The organism is Mesorhizobium sp. P2_E9 (assembly GCF_056403815.1).
Genome location: NZ_JBFUET010000001.1, coordinates 151,079 through 163,458 on the forward strand (window position 1 = coordinate 151,079; position 12,380 = coordinate 163,458).

At 62.7% G+C, this 12,380-nt stretch carries 12 protein-coding genes and 1 riboswitch; of the genes, 10 read left to right on the forward strand and 2 right to left on the reverse strand.

Features of this window, described 5'->3' with window-relative positions:
• Nucleotides 1–46: 46 nt before the first annotated feature.
• The 8 genes from AC1D05_RS00830 to AC1D05_RS00865 all read left to right on the forward strand — a co-directional run bounded on the left by AC1D05_RS00830 (nucleotide 47) and on the right by AC1D05_RS00865 (nucleotide 8,454).
• The gene (locus AC1D05_RS00830; protein WP_477437340.1) at nucleotides 47–1,036 is read left to right on the forward strand and encodes a substrate-binding domain-containing protein; all 990 of its coding nucleotides are present in this window, start codon (nucleotides 47–49) and stop codon (nucleotides 1,034–1,036) included.
• 250 nt (nucleotides 1,037–1,286) lie between these two features.
• Nucleotides 1,287–1,492, forward strand: a riboswitch (cobalamin riboswitch).
• A gap of 91 nt (nucleotides 1,493–1,583) precedes the next feature.
• On the forward strand, nucleotides 1,584–1,982 hold the full coding sequence (locus AC1D05_RS00835) for a DUF1636 family protein (RefSeq protein WP_477437342.1): 399 nt from the start codon (nucleotides 1,584–1,586) through the stop codon (nucleotides 1,980–1,982).
• A complete protein-coding gene (locus tag AC1D05_RS00840; RefSeq protein ID WP_477437344.1) occupies nucleotides 1,979–2,767 on the forward strand; it encodes an ABC transporter ATP-binding protein in 789 nt (262 codons plus the stop codon). Before AC1D05_RS00835 ends, AC1D05_RS00840 begins: the two co-directional genes overlap by 4 nt.
• A gap of 47 nt (nucleotides 2,768–2,814) precedes the next feature.
• Nucleotides 2,815–3,762, forward strand: coding sequence for an ABC transporter substrate-binding protein (locus AC1D05_RS00845; protein ID WP_477437346.1), 948 nt, complete (start codon nucleotides 2,815–2,817; stop codon nucleotides 3,760–3,762).
• Entirely contained in the window at nucleotides 3,762–4,811 is a 1,050-nt protein-coding gene (locus AC1D05_RS00850; protein ID WP_477437348.1) for a FecCD family ABC transporter permease, read from the forward strand. Before AC1D05_RS00845 ends, AC1D05_RS00850 begins: the two co-directional genes overlap by 1 nt.
• A gap of 146 nt (nucleotides 4,812–4,957) precedes the next feature.
• Nucleotides 4,958–5,437: a MarR family winged helix-turn-helix transcriptional regulator gene (locus tag AC1D05_RS00855; protein WP_477437350.1), complete on the forward strand. Its 480-nt coding sequence runs from the start codon at nucleotides 4,958–4,960 to the stop codon at nucleotides 5,435–5,437.
• Nucleotides 5,434–6,612 carry an HlyD family secretion protein gene (locus tag AC1D05_RS00860; protein ID WP_477437352.1) on the forward strand — a complete coding sequence of 393 codons (1,179 nt, stop codon included), beginning with the start codon at nucleotides 5,434–5,436 and terminating at the stop codon, nucleotides 6,610–6,612. Before AC1D05_RS00855 ends, AC1D05_RS00860 begins: the two co-directional genes overlap by 4 nt.
• Before the next feature lie 309 nt (nucleotides 6,613–6,921).
• A complete protein-coding gene (locus AC1D05_RS00865; protein ID WP_477437354.1) occupies nucleotides 6,922–8,454 on the forward strand; it encodes a DHA2 family efflux MFS transporter permease subunit in 1,533 nt (510 codons plus the stop codon).
• A 57-nt stretch (nucleotides 8,455–8,511) separates the two neighbouring features.
• On the opposite strand, the gene AC1D05_RS00870 is transcribed toward AC1D05_RS00865, so the two are convergent.
• A complete protein-coding gene (locus AC1D05_RS00870) occupies nucleotides 8,512–9,024 on the reverse strand; it encodes a CAP domain-containing protein (RefSeq protein WP_477437356.1) in 513 nt (170 codons plus the stop codon).
• 79 nt (nucleotides 9,025–9,103) lie between these two features.
• The gene (locus tag AC1D05_RS00875) at nucleotides 9,104–10,327 is read right to left on the reverse strand and encodes a TadE/TadG family type IV pilus assembly protein (RefSeq protein ID WP_477437357.1); all 1,224 of its coding nucleotides are present in this window, start codon (nucleotides 10,325–10,327) and stop codon (nucleotides 9,104–9,106) included.
• A gap of 279 nt (nucleotides 10,328–10,606) precedes the next feature.
• Between AC1D05_RS00875 and AC1D05_RS00880 the strand changes: the two genes are divergently transcribed.
• Both AC1D05_RS00880 and AC1D05_RS00885 read left to right on the forward strand, forming a co-directional pair.
• Nucleotides 10,607–11,431: a DUF2189 domain-containing protein gene (locus tag AC1D05_RS00880; protein ID WP_477437359.1), complete on the forward strand. Its 825-nt coding sequence runs from the start codon at nucleotides 10,607–10,609 to the stop codon at nucleotides 11,429–11,431.
• 76 nt (nucleotides 11,432–11,507) lie between these two features.
• On the forward strand, nucleotides 11,508–12,377 hold the full coding sequence (locus AC1D05_RS00885) for a dienelactone hydrolase family protein (protein ID WP_477437361.1): 870 nt from the start codon (nucleotides 11,508–11,510) through the stop codon (nucleotides 12,375–12,377).
• Nucleotides 12,378–12,380: the final 3 nt, after the last annotated feature.

The window sequence follows — 12,380 nt, forward strand, 5'->3', positions numbered from 1 at the left end:
GTCAAACCAAGGTCTGGCCCCGGGCCCGACGAGGAGGAGAGTAAGTATGAAAACCACAAGACAAGGAACAAGGCGCGCCCTTCAGGTCGCCCTTCTGGCAGGCGCCGGCCTGTGCATTGCCGGAGCCGCTCAGGCCGCCGACCCGCTGGTCAAGGCCTGTGCCAAGGACGGCCAGTTCATCATCGGCTTTTCGCAGGCGAACAATGCCGAGCCCTACCGACAGCATGTCAATGACGAGCTGACGGCGGCGGCCAAGGAAGTGCCGGGCTTCACGCTGCAGATCGCCGACGGCGCCGGCAACGTCAACACGCAGACCTCGCAGGTCGACAACTTCATCACCCAGAAGGTCGATCTCTTGCTGATCTCGCCCTTCGAGGCGGCACCGCTGACGCCGGCGGTGAAGCGCGCCATGGATGCCGGAATTCCGGTCATTGAACTTGACCGCAAGACGGTCGGCGACCCCGGCAAGGACTACACCGCCTTTATCGGCGGCGACAACTATAAGATCGCGCTCGAAGCGGGCAAATACACCGCCAAGACCTTGCTGCCGGAGGGCGGCGAAGCAGCGGTGCTCGAAGGACTGCCAAGCTCCACGCCGGCCGTCGAGCGGCTGAATGGCTTCAAGGACGGCGTCAAGGAGAATGCCAAGATCCAGGTCGTTGCCGAGCAGGCTGCCGACTGGGTGCCGGATAAAGCCCAGACCGCTTTCTCGGCCATGTTGCAGGCGCATCCCGACATCAAGGTGCTCTACGCCTCGAACGACATGATGGCGGCCGGCGCGCTGCTCGCCGCCAAGGGTGCCGGCAAGGACGTCAAGATCATCGGTACTGATGGCTTGCCAGGCCCGGCAGGCGGCATCGAAGCCGTCGCCAAGGGTGACTGGGCGGCGACCTTCACCTACCCGACGGGTGCGAAGGAAGCGATCGAGATGTCGAAGAAGATCTTGCTCGATTGCGCCACTTCGGTGGATACGACGGTCACTGTCGAGACGACAGCGATCACGCCCGAGAACGCCAAGCAGCTGTCAGGTAAGTAAGCACGTCTGCCTGCAGACTATCCGATCCGGGGCGGGGTTCACGCGAACTCCGCCCCGTCTGCGTTGGCAACCCTCACCGGCAGCTCGCGGTGGCAAGGGATTGACAGCGGCGGAGGATATCTCGTATCAGTTCTGTTATTACATTACAGACGGAGATATTGCACGCCCCTATCTGATGAGGTCGCAGGCCGGTGCCGAGATGGTGACAGGTCCGGTCGAAAAGAATCGTTGCGATGCGCCCGGGGCAAAACTACCATGGCCCGGTGATGGTCCCCGCGCCGAAAGGCAAGGGGTGAAAGGGAACACGGTGAGATCCGCGAGGGATCGAGACCGTGGCTGCCCCCGCAACTGTAAGCGGTGAGCAAGATCCGACATGCCACTGGCCGGCAAGGCTGGGAAGGCAGGATTGCGCCGAGACCCGCGAGCCAGGAGACCTGCCATCACTGAGTTGACCGGACGGGGTGTGCCGGGAGGAAACGTGGACGTCGGTCTTGTCGGCCGGCTCGCCAACATCCTTCCGTCGCCAGTTTTGGAAAGTGACGGAAAGTTGGACGGCGCCAACGATCATCGCATCATCGTGTGCACGCTTTGCCGTGACGTCCCGACCGGGGTCAGGTCGGGCGAAGCCTTGTGCAACGATTTGCGTTCCCGGCTCTCCGCCCACAATGAACCGGCCGTGGCGCACGGCTTCACGGTCGAAGGCGTTGAATGCATGGCGGGCTGCGCGCGGCCGTTGACGGTGGCCGTCCAGGCGCCGGGCAAGGCCGCTTATCTCTTCGGCTCTATCAACGCCGAGGCCGACGCCGGCGATCTCGTGCGATTTGCCAGGCTTTACGCCTCGCTCGCCGACGGCTGGTGCAATTCCGGACAACGTCCACCGCGACTGGCCGGCAAGACGCTGGCCCGCATCCCGGCACTGGGCAAGCCTCCGGGGGACGGCCGATGACAACGCCGCTCCTCGAAGCGCGCGACCTCAGCGCCACGGCAAATGGCCGGGCTCTGGTCGATGCGGTCAGCCTGTCGGTTGCCGCTGGCGATCGCCTCGCCATCATCGGCCCCAACGGCGCCGGCAAGACGACGCTGCTGCGCATGCTGTCCGGCATGCTCAGGCCAAGTTCCGGCGAGGTGAAGCTTGGCGGGCGCCGCCTGGACAGGATCTCGACGGCCGAACGGGCATTGCACATCGCCGTCGTCGGCCAGACCGACCAGCCGGATCCGCGGCTGGCGGTGATCGACTATGTCGAACTCGGCCGCGTCCCGCATGCCGGCCTGAGGCGCAGGAGCGAGGAACGCGACATTGTCGTGGACGCGCTGCGCCGGACCGGCTTGTTGCCGCTGCTTGGCCGCAGCATCGGCTCGCTGTCGGGCGGGGAACGCCAACGCGCCCAGCTGGCGCGCGCCATCGCACAGCAACCGAAAGTGCTGTTCCTCGATGAGCCGACCAACCATCTCGACCCGCGCGCCCGCGGTGAGCTTCTCGAACTTGTGGCCGGCTTCGGCATGACGGTAATTGCCGTGCTGCACGATCTGGCGTTGGTGGCGCCCTTCGCCACCAGGGTCGCGGTGATGCACGAAGCCCGGCTGCATGCGCTGGCGGCACCGCGCGAAGCGCTGACGCAACAGCTGATCCGCGAGATTTTCGGCGTCGACGTGTTTCGCCTGCGCCATCCCACCGAGGACCGCGAACTGACGGTGTTCGATGTTCCGAACCGCGCCGCGCCGCCATCCTGATCAAAACCATCCCTGATCCGCCACTGTTCAACCAAGGAGCAAAATCCGTGAAACGTCTCGCTTTGTCGCTCGTCCTGTCGCTGCTGGCCTCGACAACCTTCGCCTTCCCGGTCACGGTAGATAGCTGCGGCAAGCCGCTGACCTTCGACGCACCGCCCAAGCGCGCCGTCATCCACGATCTCAACATGGCCGAGATGGCCTTCGCGCTGAAGCTGCAGCCGTCGATCGTCGGCCTGACCGGCATCACCGGATGGTACAAGGTCGGCCCCGAATTCAAGGCCGAGCAGGGTTCTGTTCCCGAACTGGCGCCAAAATACCCGACGCTCGAAAACCTTGTCGCGGTCGAGCCCGATTTCTTCTTCGCCGGCTGGTATTATGGTATGAAGCCGGGCGGCGACGTGACGCCCGACACGCTCGCCCCGCACGGCATCAAGACGCTGGTGCTGACCGAAAGCTGCGTCCATCTCGACAAGAACCGGCCCGCCGCTTCGATGGACCTGCTCTATGGCGACGTCGAAAAGCTGGGCAAGATTTTTGGCAAGGACGCCGAAGCGGAGAAGCTTGTTGCCGGCTGGAAGGCGCAACTGGCTGACATCACCGCCAAAGTCGGCAGCGCCAAGGGGACGCGGGTGTTCCTCTATGACTCAGGCGAGGACAAGCCGTTCACCGCCGGAAAATTTGCTATTCCCAGCGCCATGATCACCGCCGCTGGCGGTGACAACATCATGGCCGACATGGACACCAGCTGGGGCAATACCGACTGGGAAACGGTAGCGTCGCGCAATCCGCAATTCCTCATCCTGCTCGATTACCAGGATGGCGGCGGCTACAAGAAATTGCTCGATTTCCTTAAAGCGCATCCGGCCATGAAGGAAACCGACGCGGTCAAGAACGAGCGCTTCGTGGCCCTTCGCTATGCCGAATTGACGCCCGGACCGGCAAACATCGAGGCGATCGCCAAGATCGCCAAGGCGATGCATCCGGAAGCGTTCTGATGCTATTTGCCCCCGGGCATGAATCCGGCGCGCTTTCAGGGCACAAGGCATTCGCGCTGGCCATGGCGGCGGGCGCGGTGGCGGTCGCCGCTCTTGTGCTGCTGTCGATCGCCTATGGTTCGACACTGATCCCACTGACCGACGTCATTGCCGCCCTTGGCCATGCCGTCGGGTTGAATGAGCACCAGGTGTCGGGTCCGGTCGGCAAGATCGTCGTTGATCTCAGGCTGCCGCGCACGATCCTGGCGGTGTGTGTCGGCGGCGGCCTCGGCATAACAGGCGCACTGCTGCAGACAGTGACCCGCAACGATCTTGCAGATCCCTTCCTGTTCGGCCTGTCGTCGGGAGCCGCCGCGGGTGCGGTTTCCGTCATTACCGTCTTTGGCGACAGCTTTGGTATATGGACCTTGCCGGTTGCGGCCTTCACCGGCGGCATACTGGCCGCCTGCATTGTCCTGCTGCTGGTCGCGCGGGTGAGGGGGCAAGGGCCGGAACGGCTGATCCTTGCCGGGCTTGCCGTTTCCTTCCTGTTCACGGCATTGACCAATTATCTGGTGTTTGCCGGAGACCAGCGCGCGGCCCACTCCGTGCTGTTCTGGACGATGGGCGGGCTCGGGCTGGCGCGTTGGGATAATGTCTGGCTGGGCGCGTTGGGAGCCGGCACGATCGCGGCCTACGGGCTGTGGAACCACCGCAGGCTCGACGCCTTCCTGGCCGGTGAAAGTGCCGCCGAAAGCCTTGGTGTGCCAGTTGCGCGGATGCGCAGGACGACGTTTCTCGTCGCCGCCTTCTCGACGGCAATCCTCGTTTCGGTCGCCGGCGTTATCGGCTTTGTCGGATTGATGATCCCGCATCTGTCGCGGCCGCTGGCGGGGCCCTTGCATCTGCGCCTGATCGCAAGCTGTGCGCTGTTCGGAGCGGTGCTCCTGCTGGCAAGCGATCTCTTGGCGCGGACCTTGCTGCCGCCGCAGGAACTGCCGATCGGCATCATCACCAGCTCGCTTGGCGCCTTCTTCGTCGTCACGCTGGTCGTGCGAAACCGCCTGTGAAAAAACAGCTGGCTCCGCTTCCAATGGCTCGCGACGTTCACCGATCGCTAACCACGATCGCGTTGCACAACCGTCATGCCCATTTGCCGGATTCCGCCGCAACATATCATCTTGAATAGTAAGCACGCTTATTATATATATCGCTCATGGTTTCAGATGGCATAGATAGACTGGGATTTTTGATCCACGACGTGCAGCGCCTGATGCGCAAGCGTTTCGAGACGCGCGCCAGCGGGCTTGGCCTGTCGTCCGCGCAATGGCGGCTCATGGTGCGTGTCGCCAAGGAGGAAGGCGTCACCCAAGCCCGGCTTGCCGAACTGCTCGAAATCGAGCCGATCAGCGTCTCGCGCCTTGTCGACCGGATGGAGGAGGGTGGCTGGATCGAACGCCGCGCCGACGCAGCCGACCGCCGCGTGCGCATGATTTTCCCGACCGCCAAGGCGAGCGCTGCCTATGCCGAGGTCAAGAGCCTCGCCGGCGAAGTCTATGAGGAATCGCTTGTCGGCGTTTCGCCGGAGGACCGTCGCGTCCTGATCAGGGCGCTCGATGCGATGGCGCAGAATCTCGGGGATGGCGATTCATCATCTTCGGACAAAGTCGAGACTACGAAAGGCGCAGCAGCATGAACGCGGTAGCCAAGGTAGACGAAAACGCCGCCAAGGTGGAGATGGAAGCGCCGGCACAGCCGGTTGCCGCTGCTGTCGCGGTCGCTCCTCCCGTACAGCCGGCCGCGGAGCCGAAGAAGAAGCGCCGCATAGGCCGCTTCTTCTTGATGTTTGCCTTGCCGGCGGTGCTGATCGTCGGTGGCGGCTATGTCTGGGTGACCGGCGGTCGCTATCAGGAGACGGAGAACGCCAATCTGCAGCAGGCCAAGGTGTCGATCGCCTCGGATACGGCGGGCCGCATCGTCCAGGTTGCCATATCGGACCATCAGATGGTCAAGCAGGGAGACCTTCTGTTCACCATCGACCCCGAGCCGTACCGGATCGCGCTTGCCCAGGCCGACGCCGCGGTTGCCGGCGCGCGCCTTAATGTCGAGCAGCTGCGCGCGGCCTACAGCCAGTCGACGGCGCAGGAAAAGTCCGCCAGCAGCGAGGTCGACTACGCCCAGTCGCAATACGATCGCGCCGCCGATCTCGCCCAGAAAGGCATCAACGCCAAATCGTCGCTGGATGAGGCCCGCAACGACCTCGACAAGGCAAAGCAGCAGGTCACAGTGGCCCAGCAAGGCATCATCAGCGCCAAGGCCGCGCTCGGCGGCAACCCCGACATCGAAACCGACAAGCATCCGACCGTGATGGCCGCACTCGCCGCGCGCGACAAGGCTGCCTACGACCTGGCGCAGACCACGGTGAAGGCGCCCGCTGATGGCGTCATCTCCCAGGCCTCGTCCTTCAAGGTCGGCCAGTTCGTCGGCTCTGGCACGCCGCTGTTTTCGCTGGTCGAGACCAACGACACCTGGATCGATGCCAATTTCAAGGAAACCCAGCTTACCAACATGAAGCCGGGCCAGAAGGCCGAGATCGTCGTCGATACCTATCCGGGCAGGACCTTCGAGGCGACGGTCAAGGCGATCGGTGCGGGAACGGGCGCGGAATTTTCGCTGCTGCCCGCCCAGAACGCCACCGGCAACTGGGTCAAGGTCACGCAGCGCATCCCGGTGCGCCTGGAACTGACCGATCCCGACGCCAAGATGGCGCTGCGGACCGGCATGAGCGCCAGCGTCACCGTCGATACCGGCGTTGCCCGCGGTTTTCCCGCCATATTCGGTCACGCCACGGCTGGCGAGGCCGCGCAGTAAAGTAGGCAGACGCCCGCGAGGACCAGGCGGGCGGAAGCGGATAGCAGGATTGGTCTGATGGGAGGAGTGGGAAGGATCAGCGTTTGGTTCGAGCCGCGCCGCGGTCTGGCCGAAATCTGAAATCTTCGACACGGACCCGTCGGTCCTCATGTTTCCGGGCGGCAGGCATCCGCTCATCAGAGACTTTCGGTCGATGTAACCCCCACATCGATACTCGCGTCCCACCGCGATGAAGGTCTCTCAACGGAAGGCTTTGCCGCCCGGAAACCCTGTGTACACGTTTTTGTTATCTGCTGGAAGTTCCGCATCATGAGCACACCAGAACCATTTCGAGAAGTGCCGCATCGCGGCCTGATCACGGTTGCGCTCATGCTGGCGACCGTCATGCAGGCGCTCGACACCACCATCGCCAACGTCGCGCTGCCGACCATGACCGGCGATCTCGGCGCCTCTCCCGACAACATCAACTGGGTGCTGACCTCCTACATCGTCGCCGCCGCCATCATGACGCCGGTCACCGGCTGGCTCGCCGACCGCTTCGGCCGCAAGGAATTGTTCCTGACGACCGTGGTCGGCTTCACCGTCTTCTCCATGCTGTGCGGCCTGGCATGGAGCCTTGAAACCATTGTGCTGTTCCGGCTGATGCAGGGCGTGTTCGGCGCCGCCATCGTGCCGCTGTCGCAGACCTTCCTGCTGGACATCAACCCGAAGGAGCGTCACGGCCAGGCCATGGCCATCTGGGGCGCCGGCATCATGCTGGGACCGATTCTGGGCCCGACGCTGGGCGGCTGGCTGACCGACAATTTCAACTGGCGCTGGGTGTTCTTCATCAATTTGCCGGTCGGCATCGTCGCCTTCCTTGGCATGGCGGCCTATCTGCCGGCCGTTGCCCGGCGGGTGCGCAGCTTCGATTTCTTCGGCTTTGCCATGATATCGCTCGGCGTCGGCGCGCTGCAGCTGATGCTGGATCGCGGTGGCGAGGTCGACTGGTTTTCCTCGGTCGAGATATGGATCGAACTCGGCCTGGCCATCACCGGTTTCTGGGTGTTCATCATTCACACGGTGACGGCGGAACATCCCTTCATCGACCCCAAGATATTCCTCGACCGGAACTTCGTGACCGGCCTGGCGTTCATCTTCGTCATGGGTGTGCTCATCCTGGCCTCGATGTCGCTGCTGCCGCCGATGCTGTCGACCATTTTCGGCTATCCGACTGTCACCATCGGTATCGTCATAGGCCCACGCGGTATCGGCACGATGATTTCGATGCTCGTCGTCGGGCGGCTCATGAACAAGATCGACGCCAGAATTCTCGTCGTCATCGGCTTTCTGCTGACCGCGCAGTCGCTCTACACAATGGCGAGCTTCACGCCGCAGATGGACAACTGGCTGATCCTCAGCTCCGGTGTGATCCAGGGCCTGGGCATGGGAATGGTGTTCGTGCCGCTGTCGACGGTCGCCTTCGCCACGCTCGACGCGCGCTACCGCACCGACGCAACCTCGTTGTTCAGCCTGGTGCGCAATCTTGGCTCATCGATCGGCGTCTCGGTCGTGACGGTGCTTTTGGTGCGCAACACGCAGATCAACCATGCCGAGCTTTCGGCCTTCATCAACCCGTTCAATCCCAACCTCTGGGCGGTTTCGCCGGCGGCCGCGGGCGGCGATCCGATGGCGCTGTCGGAGGTCGATCGCATGGTCAATCTCCAGGCCATGATGATCTCCTATGTCAACGACTTCAAAATCCTGATGGTGATGACGCTGGTTGCCATCCCGTTCGTCTTCCTGCTGCGCAAGCCAGCGCGGGCGCCAGCCGGTGGCGCACCAGCCGCGCATATGGACTAGCAGGCACCGTCGCAAGACGGGAGAGAATCAGGCAACGACCAGACGGGCCGGCAAGCTCTATTTGCCGAGAACCAGCGACCAATAGCGCAGGTTGGGGGCACGTCCGTCGCGGACATAGGCGAGCCCGAAGCGGCTGAAATCCGGATCGAGTATGTTGCGCCGATGGCCGGTTGAATGCATCCAGATGTCGAACAGTTTCTGCTGGTCGAAGCGGCCTTCGGCGATGTTCTCGCCCGAGGCTCCCCGCACGCCATTGTCCTTCATGCGCGAGGCGAAATCCTTGCCCCAGCCTGTCGTGTGGCTCATACGCTCGCGCGAGGCCATGTAGCCGGCCTGCTGCAGCGCCGCCTGCTCGAGCTGCGCGTCCGGCGTCAACGGGCCGAGCCCGGCCGTCGCGCGTAAGCCCGCCAGAGTGGCCGTGGCGGAGGACGAGACGCCCGCGCCTTCGCCCGTTGGTACAGAAACGGTGCTGCAGGCGGAAAGCACGGCAATGGCTGCGAAGCCGGCCGTCTTGAACACCGCGCGCCTGCTCAGGCCTGCTGGACGTATTTCATTTTTTTCAGCTGTCATGCCTGCCTGACATAGTCCCGATCATGGCTTTTGCCGGGCAGGGCGGTGAAAATCTGGGATCGAAAGGGGGATTAACCGCCTAGTTCACAAGCTTGATGAGGCGGCTGGCATACATCTCGCGATTTCCAAACACGGCCGAGCAGTCGGTTTTGATGGATGAGTTTCCTGTCATTTGCACGGTCAGGCCGACAAGCCTCAGACAGTCGCCCTGACCGCTCATATCTGAGTTGCCGGCAAAGGAAATGGCCGCGTCAGGCGCATAGACGAACCCGCTGATCACGGAATTCGCGCCGCCATTCAGCGTCAAGGCCGATGTGTTGCCGTGATTCTCGAAAATGGTGATGCCGGCGTAGGGACCGCTGGTGGGCGGGGAAAGGTTCACCTGTTCATTGGCATTTATGTAGATCTGCGCGCCCTCCATGAGGAATATAGTCACGCCCTGGCCGGTCAGGCTGCCGTTGCCGCCCGGTTTTAGGGTGACGCCGCGCAAGATGTAGACGCCCGGATTGAGCGTGATGTTTCCCGACAACGTCTTGTCGCAATAGGTTCCGGGCGACAGCGTATAGGTTTTGCCGTTCGGGACCTGCTGGCACAACGTGTAGGGGGGAGGGACGACGTCCGCCAGAGGATCGAAAGATGCATATTGATGTTCGAGCGGGGCTCCGCAGGTGAGATTGGCGCTGGGCGGCAAAAGCCCGGAAGTGCTGCCGACGGTTGAGACGCAACCCGCCGACACCTGCGCGGAACCGCCTCTGCTGACGGCATCGGACGCGTCCGAGTTTGCCGCGATCACACAGCTGCTCATGGAGACATCGGTCGAGCCCTGCAGGCTTACGGCGGCCGACGCATGTGGATCGAGGGCCAGCACACAGGCTTGCGCACCAGGGTTCATCTTGACCGTAGCCGAGCGATGAGCTGGCCAGGGGGCCGCGCCATTGATGAAGCTCGGACGGTTGATGCTGGACGAAAGCGAGATGTAATAGGCGCTCGGGTCGCCGCTGGCGGTCGCCGAAAAAGCGGAGACGCTGTCTGCATATTCCTGCTGGTCGGCGACGTTCATATTGGCCGTAAAGAATGTCAGCCCAAGCCCCTGGACATCACCCGCGGTCATGCTGGGGAGGTACTTTGTGCCGACGGCAAGCCCGGCCGCATCCAGCGAGTTCTGCAATTGCGCGGCATCGTCACTCGTGCCCGTCAGATCGATCGTGCCGGCCACGACAACCATTATCGGCAGCATCGCTATGGCAGTCGCCATGGCAAAGTTGCCGCGCTCCGAAGGCCAGAAGCCCTTCAATCTGAACATCGCCCCTCGCCAAGGTTTGTAATGCTCTGGTGATACGCCTGGGGTCTCTATGAGTAATTTAAGCAATAGCTAAAATGCGTAGATTCTAAAATGAAACGCGATGGTTGGCCAACGAGGGTCTCCCTGCATGCCCAAGAGAGTAGTCAGAGACGACAACGACTGATTGCCATTGACGCGGCGACAATTGACGCCAGATTTGCTATCGTCACCCTCGTTCTTGCATTGGCACCTACGGGCGGCCTCCAGGCGGTGACCGCCCCGACACACGGGAGGATGGTTATGGCCGGCTTTCATGTCATGGCGGACGCGTATGGGATGCATGTGCAGCCCACGGTGCGCCGCATCACCACGACGGATCTCTGGGACGCGCTGAAGCTCGGCGCCGAGGATTTCTGGGCAAAACCGTCCCACTACGTGTTCCTGTGCCTGATCTATCCGGTCGTCGGCTTGATCCTGACGCAGTGGACCTCGGGCTCCAACGCCATCCAGCTTGTCTATCCCTTGATGTCGGGGTTTGCCCTGGTCGGGCCTTTTGCCGCGATCGGGCTCTACGAGATCAGCCGCCGGCGCGAGCTCGGCATGAACACGGACTGGCGCCATGCACTGGATGTGCGCCGTTCACCGGCGTTACCGTCGATCGCGGTCATCGGCATCATGCTGTTTGCGCTGTTCCTGTTGTGGCTGTTCACCGCGCAATCGATCTACACCAGCCTGTTCGGCGACCAGCCGCCGGCTTCGATCGGCGCCTTTGTCCGCGACGTGCTGACGACCAGCAAGGGCTGGACGTTGATTGTGCTTGGCAATGCGGCCGGTTTCGTCTTTGCCGTGGTGGTGCTGGCGACAACGGTGATCGCCTTTCCGTTGATGCTCGACCGTGATGTCGGCGCAGTCTCGGCAATCGAGACCTCGGCCCGCGCGGTGATGGCAAACCCGCTGCAGATGGCGCTGTGGGGGCTATTGGTCGCCGTGCTTCTGGTGATCGGCTCCATCCCGCTGTTTGTCGGGCTGGCCGTGGTCATGCCGATCCTGGGTCACGCCACCTGGCATCTCTACCGCAGGGTGATCGAGCCGGCGCAGATCCGGCCGATCCGCCGGCCGATGTAGGAGCCATATCGTTCCGGCAGCGCAGCAGCCTGCAACGCCAGCGAGGGGCGCTGCCGGCAATGGCTGGAGTCTACCGATGGCGTGCAAGATGCTGGCGTGCTTGAAAAAAATTGTTTGGCTGGCCTGTTTTGGCATTGCAGGGCACCTCAATTCGGCGCATGCGGCTGCCAACCAGCCGGTGCAATTTGAAAGTGCGGCGGTAACGCCAACGCCATTTCAACAACGCATTGCACAACAGCACGGGCAAGCGCTTAAGGCTGTACCCGGCACGCCATTGATCGGGTATCTGACACGGCCGCCGGGTGAGGGGCCATTCCCGGCCGTCGTCGTTCTCCACGGTTGTACGGGTCTATCCCCAAGCGTAAGGAAAACCTGGTCCGAGCGGCTGTCTTCCTGGGGTTACGCAGTCCTCTTTGTCGACAGCTTCAGCACGCGAGGCATCCACGAGACGTGCGATCATCGCGGCCTGCTTGCTGATCGCGTCTATGATGCCTATGGCGCTTTGGAGTTCCTGTCGAAATTGAGTTTTGTCGACCCGCGGCGCATAGTCTTGTCGGGATCCTCAGCCGGCGGGACCACAACGCTCGAGGCTGTGCAAGCCGGGGGCGCCGAGCGGCTCATGGAGCGCAAGTTCAAGGCGGCGATTGCCTACTATCCGAATTGTTCGGCTGCGAATGGCGACATGTCGGTCCCGACCTTGATCCTGATCGGCGAACTTGACGACTGGACACCCGCCAAGAAATGCCAGGAGATGATGGCGCAGAGCAGCGGCAAGGGCAGCGCCGTGCAGCTCGAGGTCTTCAAAGGCGCCCGTCATGCATTCGCCTCTCCGGGATCGAAGACCGGCACCGAGGCCTATGGTCACCGCATGGAGTACAATGCGGCTGCGGCCGACCAATCCGTAAGCGATGTCCGTGCTTTTTTGAAAAAAGCATTCAGCGGCTAGTCT